Raw genomic sequence first — 14291 nt, 5'->3', positions numbered from 1 at the left:
CAAAAGAGATAGAAATAAAGGAGTCTTCATCCTGCATCTGAAGACTCCATCCTCAGAATGGCGTTTTTATCCTTGCAATCCTTCGCCGGTCATCTCCTGGGGCTTGTGCACACCGAGCAGCTTAAGGACTGTCGGCGAGATATCGCGCAGACTTCCTCCAGGACGAAGGATCGAGTGGTGACTCGTATCACGCTCATCCGTCACGAGAATGAACGGTACCGGATTGGTGGTATGGGCCGTATGCGGGCCTCCGGTTATAGGGTCAATGAGAAGCTCAGCGTTTCCGTGATCGGCTGTTACCAGAAGAGCCCCGCCATGCTGTTTGATGGCCTGATAGATTCGTCCCAACTGAGCATCGACCGTCTCCACCGCACGTACTGTGGGCTCCAGCTTTCCAGAGTGGCCGACCATATCCGCGTTGGCAAAGTTAACAATGATCACGTCGAATGCTGTATCGCTGACCGCCTTGATCACGGCGTCCGCGATTCCGGCAGCAGACATCTCCGGAGCAAGATCGTAGGTCGCCACCTTTTGAGATGGAATCAGAACGCGATCTTCGCCAGGAAATGGCTTTTCGATTCCTCCGTTGAAGAAGTAGGTGACGTGAGCATACTTCTCTGTCTCAGCCACACGCAAATTGCGCAGGTTGGCATCGGCCATCACATTGGCAAGAAGATTATCCATCGACTCTGGCGGAACAACGACGGGAACCATAAAGTTCTTGTCGTACCGCGTCATCGCAACATAATGGATATCGGAGGGGGCTTCTGCGCGCGGAATCTCGAGGTCCAGTTCTGCCGCCTTAGGCAGATCGTGTGCGTTGTTCGCGGTGAGTCCGCCAGAAATATTGCGTGCCAAAACACGGGTGATTTGACGGACGCGATCAGCGCGATAGTTAAAACAGATACAGACATCGTTGGAACGAATCAGCCCAAGAGGAGAGCCGTGCTGATCGATGACAGTAAAAGGCGGAATAAATTCGTCGGTGATCTCGTTGTTGTAGAGTTCTCGAACACGAGCCAGAGGATCTGTATATGTCCCTCCTTGCGGATGCCCGGTAACCATGGCATCGAAGGCCTGGCGCTCCTTCTCCCAACGCAGATCGCGATCCATAGCATAGTAGCGGCCTGAAACGGAAGCGATCTGGCCAACACCGATCTCACGAATCTGCTGCTCAAGGGCTTCGAGATACCCCAGACCGCTGGTCGGCATGGTATCGCGCCCGTCCATAAAGGCATGGACGAAGACACGCGTCAGCCTGTGCCGAGCTGCGAGACGTAAAAGAGCATAGAGATGCTGCTGATGCGAATGGACACCACCGTCCGATACGAGCCCAAGCAGATGTAGCGCACGATTCTCCTGCGCAGCCAAAGTCACTGCGGCTACAAGCGTGGGGTCGACGAAGAAACTTCCATCGGCAATTGCAGCATCGATCCGTGTGATATCCATCCGTACGACACGACCTGCACCAAGGTTCAGATGGCCTACTTCGGAATTGCCCATCTGCCCGTCGGGAAGGCCGACAAAGTGGTCGCTGGCATGAAGGAGCGTATTGGGGAAACTGGCCAGAAGACGGTCGTAGTTGGGTTTGCGAGCCAACGCAATTGCGTTTCCATGCGTATCCGGCCGATAACCCCAGCCGTCAAGAATAGTAAGGACGATCGGTTGATGAGCCATTGCTGAAGCAAGGATAACAAGACTTTGTAGGAGAAAACGAAAGACGCAGCTATTCGATATCGATCAGGATGTCTTCGCCTTCTATCCGGAGAGGAAATACATCGACCCGTTCGTTTGGAGGAAACTCAGCTTCGCCGGTCTTTGTATGAAACGTCCAGGAGTGCCATGGGCAAACGACGCAGTCGCGTTCGATCCATCCCTGCCCCAATGGGCCGCGACGATGAGGGCACCAGTTATCGAGCGCCGAAAACTCCCCGTCGATATTTGCCAGACAAACTCCTACCCCTTCAACCTCCAACTCTGCAACGACCCCGAGAGCGGGAGCCTCAGAGAGACTGCACAACTTCACCCACTTCGACAATTCAACTCCTCCCTCTCTATGCTATCGTTCGGAGTTCCACTTGAGAGAGATGCTAGAGTCGTAGTAGACCCTTTCGATGTCCCGCCGCACTCCAAAGACTACTCGACAGACGCAACCCCGTACGGAGAATGTCCAGGGTGCCTGGCTGCTGAAGGCCACTCTTGTCGTCGTTCTTGCCGCGGCTTTCTGCACTTACCTAACACTTTGCCTGCTGTTCTACCACGGTCAATGGCAGATTGTGCTTCATCCCGTACAGGAAAAGCCTCTTACTACCGATCAGGATCATCTCATTCGTTTCGCCCCTGACTCCTCTGCACAACCGCAGCTGGTCGGAGAGTGGCTGCCTGCGGCGGCGGGGAGTCGCTACGGACAGATCACGATCCTTTTTCTGCCTGGCGGAGATGGAAACCGAGCCAGTTTTTTCGGCACTCAGAAAGCACTACATGATCTTGGTCTGAATGTTTTTATCTTCGATTACCGCGGCTATGGTCAAAGCAAACAGGCCCATCCGAGCCAACAACTGATGGAAGAAGACAGCGAAGCGGCCTGGGACTATCTCACAGGAATTCATAAAATCGCGGCCAGTTCCATCCTTCCATACGGCGTAGGCGTAGGGGCTTCTCTGGCGGTTCGTTTGGCGGAGATCCATCCGGAGATTCCGGGAGTAATTCTGGACTCCCCCCATGCAGACCTTCGCGAGATCGTGCGCCACGATACACGCTGGAGGCTGTTGCCTGTGGGAATGCTCTTCCATGAGGATTTTCCTCTTGCTGAACCTTTGTCCAATCTCAGCAAGCCCAAGTTGTTGATCAGTGGCGAACGAGAAGAACCAAAGGCATTTCAAACGGCAGCAACTCCAAAGATTACGATTGCGCTTCCATCCAATAAGGGGGAGCTTTTCGACGATGCCATTCGCCGTTTTCTGGATCAGTATCTGGTGATATCTACTCCGGCACTCTCAGGCATCAAGGCTCCGTAGCCAACGGAGATCTGCGATAGGCTGGATTAACCGCAATGATCAGTTCACTCAATTCTCTGCAACCCTGGGGTGCGTTCTTTCTCCGGCTCGTGCTGGGTGTCGCGATGGTGCACCATGGCTACGCCAAGGTTGTTCCCTCTCATGGCGGCGATACTTTTGCAGCTCTTGAGCACCACAGCAGGCTAGTAGCCTCTCTGGGACTCCCTGCATGGCTGGGAATCGTTTCAGCTCTGACGGAGTTTATAGGCGGGATACTGATCCTTTTAGGGCTTTTTACCCGCTTTACAGCTTTTCTGATCACGATCAACATGCTGGTCGCTTTGATCATGGTCGATCGCCATCATGGATACGCAGGCTCGGAGTATGCTCTGGCTCTGCTGGCGATTGCCCTGATGCTCTTCTTTTATGGCTCTGGAGCCTGCGCTCTGGATCGTAAGCTGGGATTTTCGTAAACACAAAGCATTGATCCTGAAAGGCGAGAAGGACCTCCGATGCTTTGGAGGCCCTATTATTGGGAGGGATCTGGTATTGCGGATATAGGAAGCCGAAGTTGTGGGAACAGCGAACTCCAGCAATTTATGTGTTACATCCAATAAGACGCCAGCTGTGACGGAAAGTTGTGTGGATTATTCATTTTTCTGAAGGTTCGTCTCATCAATTTTCCAAAAACAGAATTATGAAGGAATATTCAGAAAGTCTTTTCTAACCGAGGATTCCTAGAAAGCCTGACGGAGAGACGGCCCCCCCTGGGAAGACAACATCGAGATTTCCGGCTCCAAGAGAACGATATGCGGCCTCTCCTAAAACACGCCTAAAATCTGTGGTAACAGTGAGATCTCGCCCTTCATTCAACTGTTCATTTGATAGTCCGGGCCATCTACCGTAGATCTTTCCGCCTTTGACCTGGCCACCAAGAACAAACATCACATTGGCGTGCCCATGATCCGTTCCCCCAGTTCCGTTCTGCCGGGCTGTGCGCCCGAATTCGGACATGGTCACCAACGTGATATTTTCTGCTTCGTCACCCATGTCCTTCCAGAAGCCAGAGATACTGTCGGAGAACTCCTGCAAACGGTTAGCAAGCTGTCCGCGACTATTTCCCTGGTTTTGATGCGTATCCCATCCACCAATGTCAGCAAAGGCCGCTTCAACTCCAAGGTTTGCTTTCAAAAGCTGTGCTATCTGCTTGAGACTATTACCAAATTGGGTATTGGGGTAAATAACGCCGGAGGCAGGCGTGTACTTCGCAGGATTGGCTGCGCGAAGCATCTTTACGGCTTCAAAGGTCTCCTGCCCAGTGCTGTGCAACATCACATCTGAGCTGGAATCGTACATCGCCTGAAACGCATTGCTGATGGGCGATGCCTGTGGACCGCGTCCGGCGACGGAGAAATCTCTTAGATTGTTGACGGCTATAGCTGGAACCTTTCCTTCAAGGGTCCGAGGCACTTGAGCGCCAAGAGCGACGGCACGGAAGGGTGAGAGGGCTTCGGTCGACCTCTCGGCCTGGAGAGCGCGATTGAGCCAACCATCGGATGTAATCTTTACCCCCGGCGTTCCGCTTTCCATGTAATCCTGCGCATCGAAATGTGAACGGGTCATATCGGGAGAACCCGCTGCGTGCACAATAGCGAGGTGTCCCTGGTCATACAGTGGCTTAAGAGAGGCCATCGATGGATGCAGGCCAAAGAAGCCATTCAGATCCAGAACCTCATTCTCGCGAATGGCAATCGACGGCCGCATGGCGTAGTAATTTTTTTCACGATAGGGCACGACGATATTCAGGCCATCGGCGGCTCCGCGTTGGAACAGTACGACCAGCTTTTTATGGTTTGCGGCTGCGGTGGTCGCTTCGGCCAGGACAGAACGAGTAAGGAAACTGGGGATCGTTGAGGTTCCAACCAGCGCCAAAGCGCCGCCCTTCATGAAGCCTCGCCGTGTAATGGAGAACTGAGCCATGCCTCTCTCCTGAGATGCCGTCTGGAAGCCTCCAAGGGCTCCTTTGATCAATACCAACGTCATCCGAGGTGAGAAGTTTCGCCGTAAATCTCTCTAACTGCAATTTAAGGTGCTAAAAGGCAGCGAGTTTTTCAATCGCCTCATATAAATCCTGGGATTGAGGAAGGATAACGTCTTCCAGCAGAGGTTGATAGGCGACGAAGGTATCCATAGCGGCCACACGTCGGACTGGCGCATCAAGATCGTGGAAGAGTTCGTCTGCGATCCGCGCAGCGATCTCCGCTCCATACCCCCAACTCATCATGTCTTCATGGGCGACAATGACGCGATTGGTCTTCCGGACACTTTCGGCGATCGTCTCCCAGTCATAGGGAGACAAACTGCGAAGGTCGATCAACTCAACGTCGATTCCCTTTTCGCGATGGATCTTCTGCGCTGCCTGCAGCGCTCTGGGAACCACAGCACCATAGGTGACCAAGGTGAGATCTTTGCCCGGACGGACGATACTCGCTTTGCCGAACGGAATCGTATAGTCCGGACCAGGATAGATTCCCCTGCCAAAGGTCTCGCGATACAAGCGCTTGTGCTCTAGAAAGAGCACAGGATCATCGCAACGAATCGCGGTACGGAGAAGCCCCAGAGCATCGAGCGCATTCGACGGCATGACAACTCTCACACCAGGGGTGTGGGTAAAGATGCTCTCCCCGGACTGAGAGTGATAGATCGAACCACCCGTCAGATAGCCACCGATCGGAACACGCATCACCATAGGGCAGCTAAAGCCATCATTCGAGCGCCAGCGCAGTACAGACATCTCGTTCCGCATTTGGTGCATGGCAGGCCAGATGTAATCGAAGAACTGAATTTCGACGACAGGTTTCAAACCACGAACTGCCATTCCGATCGCTCGGCCAACGATATTGGCTTCAGCAAGCGGTGAGTTCCAGACGCGGTCGTTTCCAAATTCCAACTGCAATCCAGAGGTCAGTTTGAAGACTCCGCCTTTGCCCTTCAACTTGCCTTCCCGCAGAGGCTGATCGCGAGTGGCATCAGCAACATCTTCTCCAAACACGACGATCCTATCGTCACGCCGCATCTCGTCTTTGAGGCAGAGATTAATCAGGTCGGCCATCGTCCGTTCACTCCGGTCGGCCGTGATCTCGGGCTTGCGATCAAAGGAGGAATCCATTGGAGTGAGGTGTTCGGAGTAGACGTGCTTCAGGATGGTGTCTGGGGTTGGGAAAGGCGCGATGACCGCCTTATCAGCAGCGCGCTGCACCTCTTCGTCCACCTGACGTTCCAACCGATTGATAGCGTCCGCATCGAGGATTCCTTCACGGAGGAGCCACATCTGCATCCGCGAGATGGGGTCGCGCAAAGCATCGGCTTCAAGCTCTGACGCTGGACGATAAAGTCGTTCATCGTCGCTCAGCGAGTGGGAGTAAGGACGGATGACATGTCCGTGAACGAACGCCGGTCCTTTCCCGGAGCGGCACCAAGCCACCGCTTCGACCATTGCGTTGTAGCTGGCAATCGGGTCGGTGCCATCGACCTCGGCGAAATGGAAGTTGGGAAAATTCGCCACCAATCGCGAGATGTTTCCACCAGGAGTATTGGTCTCTACAGGAGTTGAGATGGCATAGCCATTGTCTTCGATAACGAATAGCACTGGTAGTTTTTCATTGCTGGCGGTATTTAACGCCTCCCAGAACTCTCCCTGGCTGGTCGCTCCTTCCCCGATAGAGGTGTAAACCACTTCGTCGCCATGAAATGCAACATCCTTAAATGCGCGATAATCCCCATCATGCTTTGCCGCAGCTTCAGGATGTTTCGAGAAGTATCGTCCTGCTTCTGAGCAACCCACCGCGTGCAAGCATTGTGTCGCCGTGGAAGATGATGGGCTGACAATATGCAGCTGTGGACTAGACCAGTGAGACGGCATCTGACGGCCACCACTGGAAGGATCGTCCGCTGCGCCCACTGCCTGAAGTAATTGGTCCTCTACGGTCTGTCCCAGCGTAAGGCAGATTGCGCGATCTCGATAGTACGGAAAGAACCAATCGTATCCCGGCCGCATCGCCATTCCGGCTGCAACCAACAAGGCTTCATGGCCTGCACAGGAGATTTGGAAGAAGATTTTTTGTTGCCGCTTGAGAACGATTTCGCGATCATCCGTCCGTCGCGACAGATACATGAGTCGATAGAACCGGACCAGCTGCTCGCGCGTAAGCGTGGTTCCGCTTACAGCCTCAGCAGCCTTCTTCTTCTCCATTACTCCAACACCTGATTGACGAGCCATAGATCTTATCCCTGGCAGGCAAAATTCTGCACTACCGTAGAAGATTGTACCGGTTACGGAGCCGATTTGACGTGCCAGGCAAATATCGGGACTAACGAATCGAGGGCATAATTGTCAACCGCGTTCTGCATTCAAGAAAAAGGATTCAGTATACGAATTCATCGATCCGGTTCTACGAATGCAGTCAAGTTGTTTTTAAAGACAGAGCGCGACAAAATGTCGCGCTCTGGAATAGAAGATTGAGTGTACGCAACAACTCTTACACAAAGAGCGGCGCAAGAACCAACGTAATGGTAGCCAGAAGTTTGATGAGGACGTGAAGGCTGGGTCCAGCAGTGTCCTTGAAGGGGTCACCAACAGTATCACCAACCACAGCGGCTTTGTGGGCCTCACTCTTCTTCCCACCGTATTGTCCGGTCTCAATAAACTTCTTGGCGTTGTCCCACGCACCGCCACCATTGTTCATCAGCATGGCAAGCAGAATGCCTGAGATAGTTCCAACCATCAGCAAACCTGCGACCGCTTCTGCGCCGCCAAGGTTTACGGCGTGTCCTGCAATCGCAGGAACCGGAAGAACGGTTCCTGGGGCATAAGCAGCGGTGCTGGCGTGGTAGCTCGAGCTGAAATGACGGAAGATGAGCCCCACAACAACAGGAAGCCCGACCGCGAGCAGCCCGGGCACAACCATCTCGCGTAGAGCAGCCCCGGTTACGATGTGGACGCAGCGACCATAGTCGGGCTTGGATGTACCCTCCATAATGCCTGGGTTCTCACGGAACTGCGCCCTCACATCCTGAACGACCATCTGTGCGGTTCGGCCTACCGCTTTGATTGCAAGCGAGCTGAACAGGTAAGTCAACATCGCTCCGAGCAAAGCTCCTACAAAGACGGGAACCTGAGCAAGATTGATATTGGTGAAGCTCCAACCGGCGGGCATATAACCGCCAGCGTTTGTTACCTTGTCGATCACGATGGTCTTAATCTCCTCCAGGTAAGCAGAAAAGAGGAGGAATGCCGCGAGAGATGCCGAACCGATGGCATATCCCTTGGTCAGGGCCTTGGTCGTGTTGCCAGCCGAATCCAGCTTGTCTGTCCGTTCGCGGATCTCGTGCGGCTGGTGCGACATTTCAATGATGCCGCCAGCGTTATCGGTGATCGGCCCGAAGGTATCCATGGCCAGAATGTACGCTGCGCAGCTCAACATTCCCATCGTGGCAATGGCTGTTCCATAAATGCCTTTCTCGTACTCACTGATGCCCACCACGCCAGCCAGGCCACGAACGCCGAAGTAATAGCTCAACAGGAGAGCCGCCGAGATGACGATGACGGGCAACGCAGGAGTCTCCATGCCAACGGCCAGTCCGCTGATAATGTTTGTCGCCGGTCCAGTCAATGAGGCTTCCGCGATGGACTTGACCGGGCGGTAGACCGACTCGGTGTAGTACTCGGTGATCCAGACAAACAGAAACGCAGTCGCCAGACCAATGACACCGCATCCGAGCAGCCAGATCGGTTCGACTGCCGGACCATTGAGCATGCCATACACTGCTCCGGCGAAGCCGAGCAGCGCCAAGGTCGATGTAAGGTAAAAGCCGCGGTTGAGAGCGTGCATGGGATCTTCCTGCTCGCTCGACTTCACGACGAAAACTCCCACGATACTTGCGATCAGGTTGATGGCATGGACGACGAGGGGAAACAAAATTCCCTTAATCCCGAAGACCGGGTAGAGCGCCGCTCCAAGGACCATTGCGCCAACATTTTCCGCAGCGGTCGATTCGAAGATATCCGCGCCACGACCAGCACAGTCTCCCACGTTGTCCCCAACCAGATCAGCGATCACCGCAGGATTGCGTGGATCATCTTCAGGGATTCCGGCTTCAACCTTTCCGACAAGATCAGCTCCCACATCGGCGGCCTTGGTGTAGATACCGCCACCAAGCTGGGCAAAGAGAGCGACCAGAGAAGCTCCGAACCCAAAACCCACCAATTGGTAAGGTACAGCCCTGGGATTTTCCAACCCTCCAAAGAGGAGGAACAACAGCCCAATCCCGACTAACGAGAGCGCTACAACCACCAAGCCGGTGACAGCGCCTCCTCGAAGTGCCATCTGCAGCGCCCGATTGAGGCTGGTTCGGGCAGCGGATGCCGTCCGGATATTGGCCCGAATCGAACAGTACATCCCTGTATAGCCAGCGACTGCCGAACAGATTGCTCCCACCAGGAAGCTCACAACCATCTTCCAGGCATACGGAGCCGTGCGCTCCGACATGTGATATCCGATGAAAAGAATTACGGCGAGAACAACCGCGATGATCCCGATCGTACGATACTGTCTACGGAGAAACGCTTCGGCTCCCTCACGGATCGCATTCGAGATGACCTGCATATCCGGGGTTCCTGTGTCGGCAGCAATCACCATGCGTGCCAATAGAACGGCTGCAACCAGAGCGAGTATTCCCACTGCAAGCGCAATCCATAGCCAAATCTGTCCGTTACTTCCGTCTCCTGTTGCAGGGGTTAAAGGAACCTGCTCTTGAAGCGACATAGCCAAAAGGCTCAATCCATACATGCAAAAGGTCTCCTTGAATCAGCAACTTCCACTTCAGCGGTCTTTCCAGGGTTGGCTCCGCAGAGCGGCCAATTAGAGCATGTAGCGATAAACAGGGTCAATGAGGGGGACAATGCATTTTTTTTGCCCTGAGCCTGCCTGATAAACCAGAGAATTGCACAGGGCTGATTTTCCTTGGAGACTTCGCCCTCTATGCGCATTCAAGGGAGTGACGGTGAAAACGGTTTGCTGGCGCAGAGATCCTCCCACAGGTTCAGTCAGCCCTTCATTCGATCCTTGACGCTCCGGGCAAGCTTTTCGATCTCTTCGGCTCGTTTCCCGACATCGTCGGGAGACAGTTTTCTTTCACTCTGTACCTGCTGCTTAAAGTCCGTAACCAGGCCGACCAGCTTATCGGTATCCGCTTCGAGCCGCTTTTGTCTTTCCGCATTTCGAGTTCGTGCCTGTTGTTCTACAATCCGGGCACTTAGAGCATCGGGTGCCGCCGAAGGATCGCTGCCCATAGGGTTTATCCCTCCAGGAGGAGGATAGTTTGACCGTGTGGGCGATGTCTGGATTGGCGGAAGCGATCCGCTTTGCCCCTGAGCAAAACCAACCATACTGCTCATCACAAGGAAAACCCACATGCCGGTAAAACGATGTCCGATCATCAGGCTCTCCTTTCCTCTTCGCCGCGATTGCATCCCCGTTCAGAGTTCCTGCATCCTGAAGAGAAATAACTTTAGCGCGAAAGCGAGATGCCAGTATCATGCTCCACTTGGCCATAGCCCTGCAAGGAATCCCAGAAGAAGAGCGCCTCTCCTATGTTCTCTCCCACGGGTGGCACCAGGACATTCTGATCTTTGTTCGAGATAAAGCCCCCAAATTACTGGGAGTTCTTATCATCACCTTCATATTGCTGCGGATCGTGCAGTTTTTTGTAAAGCGATTGCGGAAGAGGGCTGAACAACAGGTTGGAAACTTTCACCGTGCAGCCCAGCTCCGGACCATGGCCTCCATTCTCCGCGCCACATCCTATGGAGTCATTGGATTTCTCGCTTTTCTTCAGGTCCTAACGATCTTTGATATCCCCTATCAGCCGCTTCTCGCATCAGCCGGTATCCTCGGCGTGGGAATCGGTTTGGGAGCGCAATCGATCTTCAAGGACATGATCAACGGAATTTTCATCCTGCTGGAAGATCAGTACAACGTTGGAGAGGTCGTCACCATCGCCGGCTTGAAGGGCACGGTCGAAGACCTTTCTCTTCGCAGCACAAGGCTTCGCGATGGCGACGGCGCTCTATACGTCATCCCGAACAGCCAGATCGCCACAGTTTCAAATCAATCCCGAGACTTTTCGATCGCGCAGCTTCCGGTCTCTGTCGATGCCAGCGCCAACCCTGATCGTGTGATGGAGGTTCTTCGCAAACTTGCCAATGACGTCCGGAACGATTCAGCTTTTAAAGACATCATCATCTCTGCGCCCGATATTTTGGGAGTTAATGAAATCCGCGGCCGCGAGATCATCTATCCGGTCCACATCCGGGTTCGAGCTAACCAACGGGATGGTGTTCTGCGCGAGCTGCGTCGACGCATTATCCTGACCTTCGAAAAAGAAGGAATCCCCCTCGGCATCTCTGGAAATATGCTAATCATGCAGCAAAAGGCTGATCCTACGACTCCACCGGCTTCAACCAGCATCGGCGCCTAAGCTCGCGTCTTCTATCTGACGAAGGACAACTTCTGCGCGCTCCGCTGCGGAAACCTGCGGGAGAATTACAACTTCATAACCGCACTCCCGATAAGTCTGTGCCATGAGTTCGTACGTTCTTATCGCTTCATCGAAGTCCTGTTTTCGTTCGGTATCATTCTCATAGATCTCCCGCCACGGAGGGGCGAGAAAGACGCGCGACCAGTAACGATACTGCTGACACATTTGAAGTGCCTCTTCTTCCACGGAAGAAGAGAGTCCGACCAGACGCACATAGCAGAGGGTATCGGGGATTCCGCGATCAAAGAAGATGATGCGGGAATCCCCAACACTTGACTCCCATGAAGCGACGGAGCGAGCCAGCATCAGCCGGCTGTACGCTTCGCGATCACCCCAGGGTAGAGCATTTCCACCTATATGGACCTGCTCCTGGATGATCTGACGGGCGACCTCCGGCGAACAGGCATAGCCGCGTCTGCGAAGTTCTTCCAGCAACGTGGTCTTCCCTGCTCCGGGGCCACCGGAGATCACGATTCGTTTTGGGCTGCTCATTCCTATAAAGCCTGATTCAACGTCTCAACTAATTCTTCCGCGTTCTTCACAGGAGGTAGACATCCTCTGCCTGTGCAGATAACGGCGACGCTGACAGCAGGAGTGTCCTTGAGCCCGGGGAGGTGCGGCAACGTCTCAGCCAAGACTGGTGGAAGCGTGTCAAGTTGTTCCCTCTTCAAACGGACAACGCTCTTATTGACGACATAGCGTGCTAGCGCCGCAGCTTCCAGTTCGTGAGCTGCAGCATCCTCGCCAACGATGCAGACCTGGACCGTTCCGTGAACCATACGTTGCAAGGCCAGACCATAGCTGGAAGCGTACAAGCCGAAGTGCTCCACGATCCCCGCAAAGGTTTCGAGGGTTTCGAGAGCCTTCGCGGCATAGTCCTCGCGGTCGTTGAGCGACGCCAGCCGCAGCAGCAATGTCGCCGCGACCGAATTCCCTGCCGGCGTGGGAGAGTCTTGTAAAGGCTTTCGGCGCACCGCGAGCGCTCCTAGGCGCTGCTCACCATCCGATGGAGCTTCGGTATCGAAGAAACCTCCTCCCACAGAATCGTAGAACCGCTCAACGAGCCGCTCGGCAATGCGATCTGCGGCTTGAAAATAACGAAGCTCGCCAGTGGCCTCCCATGCGTCCAGCGCTGCGTTCCCTGTAAACGCATAGTCTTCTAGAGTTCCCGCAATCCGCTTTGCAGACCCCCCTTCTCCATAGGCAATCACATGCGACAGCCCCTGCTCAGCATCCCAGGCAGACTCAAGAACCCGGTCGAGAGATTTAAGCGCAAAGTCGCGGGTCTCCGACAAATCGAGCACACGCCCGGCTGCAAGATATGCCGAGATACACATGCCATTCCAACCGGTATAGGCCGTCTTATCGACGTAAGGTGTGGGACGCTTCAGACGTGCAGCGTATAGCTTTGCCTTGGCCGAAGCCAGGAATTCCTTCGTCTGATCGAGCGTAAGAGCATTCGCCTTTGCGATGGTCTCAAGACCAACGCGAACATGCAGAACATTCTTCGCGGGATTGTGATGCATATCCCCCATCTCGCCGATGTCGTAAAACGCACTAGCAACTGCGAACTCTTGCGTCGTCAAAACGGCATGCGCTTCGTCTACAGTCCAGGTGAAGTAATCCCCGTCATCGTCGAGAGACAAATCGGCATCCTGCGAGGAATAGAATCCGCCACGCTCGCGATCACTCAGCCATGTATCCATCCACTGGATAATCTCTCTTGCGACACGAGCGCACTGTGGCTCTACAAAGCTCTGGAAGGCATGAACATAGTTCTTCAACAGTTCGCTGTTGTCATATGCCATTTTTTCAAAGTGCGGCACAATCCAGTATTCGTCGACCGAGTAACGATGGAACCCTCCCGCGAGATGATCGTAGATTCCGCCGCGGGACATCTTATCGAGAGTGACGAGCGCCGCATTCCGAGCCTGTGCGGGCAGATCTGCATCGGCAAAAGAGGAACTACGGGAGGCGGCATCCAAAAGCAGATCGATTGCCCCGGAGTGAGGAAACTTGGGCTGTGACCCGAAGCCGCCAGATCGCGAATCGAACTGTTTCAGAATGGCACCGATAATCTTTTCCACGAGCTCTCGTCCTGGGTTTCCGCCTCGCCCCAGAAAAGATTCGTTATGTTCAATAGCTGCGATCACACTGCTCGCAGAGTCATCGACCTCATCACGGCGAGTGTTGAATGCCTCGGCCATCGTGAGCAGAACGCGCGGTAGCCCGGGGCGTCCATGCCGGTCTTCCGGTGGGAAATAGGTCCCACCAAAATATGGCTTTCCGTCGGGAGTGAGAAACGCGGTCAGCGGCCAGCCTCCCTGTCCACTGATGGCCGATACAGCAGCCTGATAACGCGCATCTACATCCGGCCTCTCGTCACGATCGACCTTCACGGCAATGAAATGCTCATTGATCAGCTTCGCCGTCTCGGCGTTTTCATAGGATTCCCGATCCATGACATGACACCAGTGGCACCACACGGCGCCGATATCCAAGAGGACGGGCTTGCCCTCGACTCGGGCTCGTGCAAACGCCTCTTCACCCCATTCATTCCAATTCACTGGCTGATGCTTTGCGGATCGCAAATATGCCGAAGCCGCGTTGCGAAGAGCGTTTTCATGCTGTGTTGATTGTCCTTCAGTCATTCTCTCAGTGTAGTGCAGCTATGTTGGCTAGGCGTTATGCACATCT

General features: G+C 54.2%; 11 protein-coding genes. 3 read left to right on the top strand and 8 right to left on the bottom strand.

The annotated features are described in order from the left end of the window. Window positions 1-66: 66 nt before the first annotated feature. Window positions 67-1677, bottom strand: coding sequence for a 2,3-bisphosphoglycerate-independent phosphoglycerate mutase (gene gpmI / locus H7846_RS09280; RefSeq protein WP_186691639.1), 1611 nt, complete (start codon window positions 1675-1677; stop codon window positions 67-69). A 49-nt stretch (window positions 1678-1726) separates the two neighbouring features. Continuing rightward, a complete protein-coding gene (locus H7846_RS09275; protein WP_186691637.1) occupies window positions 1727-2038 on the bottom strand; it encodes a Rieske (2Fe-2S) protein in 312 nt (103 codons plus the stop codon). Window positions 2039-2114: 76 nt separating this feature from the next. Here H7846_RS09275 and H7846_RS09270 point away from each other — a divergent pair, with 76 nt between their 5' ends. After that, a complete protein-coding gene (locus tag H7846_RS09270; RefSeq protein WP_186691636.1) occupies window positions 2115-3017 on the top strand; it encodes an alpha/beta hydrolase in 903 nt (300 codons plus the stop codon). 35 nt (window positions 3018-3052) lie between these two features. Continuing rightward, entirely contained in the window at window positions 3053-3469 is a 417-nt protein-coding gene (locus H7846_RS09265; protein WP_186691635.1) for a DoxX family protein, read from the top strand. Window positions 3470-3719: 250 nt separating this feature from the next. On the opposite strand, the gene H7846_RS09260 is transcribed toward H7846_RS09265, so the two are convergent. From H7846_RS09260 to H7846_RS09245, 4 genes are all read right to left on the bottom strand, one after another. Continuing rightward, entirely contained in the window at window positions 3720-4976 is a 1257-nt protein-coding gene (locus H7846_RS09260; RefSeq protein WP_255460515.1) for a DUF1501 domain-containing protein, read from the bottom strand. 112 nt (window positions 4977-5088) lie between these two features. Further along, window positions 5089-7248, bottom strand: coding sequence for an alpha-ketoacid dehydrogenase subunit alpha/beta (locus H7846_RS09255; RefSeq protein ID WP_370561406.1), 2160 nt, complete (start codon window positions 7246-7248; stop codon window positions 5089-5091). A gap of 286 nt (window positions 7249-7534) precedes the next feature. Then, the gene (locus H7846_RS09250) at window positions 7535-9844 is read right to left on the bottom strand and encodes a sodium-translocating pyrophosphatase (RefSeq protein WP_255460514.1); all 2310 of its coding nucleotides are present in this window, start codon (window positions 9842-9844) and stop codon (window positions 7535-7537) included. 257 nt (window positions 9845-10101) lie between these two features. Beyond that, window positions 10102-10494, bottom strand: a complete 393-nt coding sequence (locus H7846_RS09245) for a hypothetical protein (protein ID WP_186691633.1) — start codon at window positions 10492-10494, stop codon at window positions 10102-10104. Window positions 10495-10592: 98 nt separating this feature from the next. Between H7846_RS09245 and H7846_RS09240 the strand changes: the two genes are divergently transcribed. Further along, window positions 10593-11534, top strand: coding sequence for a mechanosensitive ion channel family protein (locus H7846_RS09240; RefSeq protein WP_186691632.1), 942 nt, complete (start codon window positions 10593-10595; stop codon window positions 11532-11534). Here the strand turns inward: H7846_RS09240 and H7846_RS09235 are convergent. Together H7846_RS09235 and H7846_RS09230 are read right to left on the bottom strand one after the other, a co-directional pair. Then, entirely contained in the window at window positions 11514-12086 is a 573-nt protein-coding gene (locus tag H7846_RS09235; protein WP_186691631.1) for an AAA family ATPase, read from the bottom strand. The genes H7846_RS09240 and H7846_RS09235 overlap by 21 nt on opposite strands. Window positions 12087-12088: 2 nt before the next feature. Beyond that, on the bottom strand, window positions 12089-14245 hold the full coding sequence (locus H7846_RS09230) for a thioredoxin domain-containing protein (RefSeq protein WP_186691630.1): 2157 nt from the start codon (window positions 14243-14245) through the stop codon (window positions 12089-12091). Window positions 14246-14291: the final 46 nt, after the last annotated feature.

It is taken from the genome of Edaphobacter sp. 4G125 (assembly GCF_014274685.1).
Taxonomy (GTDB): Bacteria; Acidobacteriota; Terriglobia; order Terriglobales; family Acidobacteriaceae; genus Edaphobacter.
This window is presented reverse-complemented; position numbering and strand designations above follow the sequence as displayed.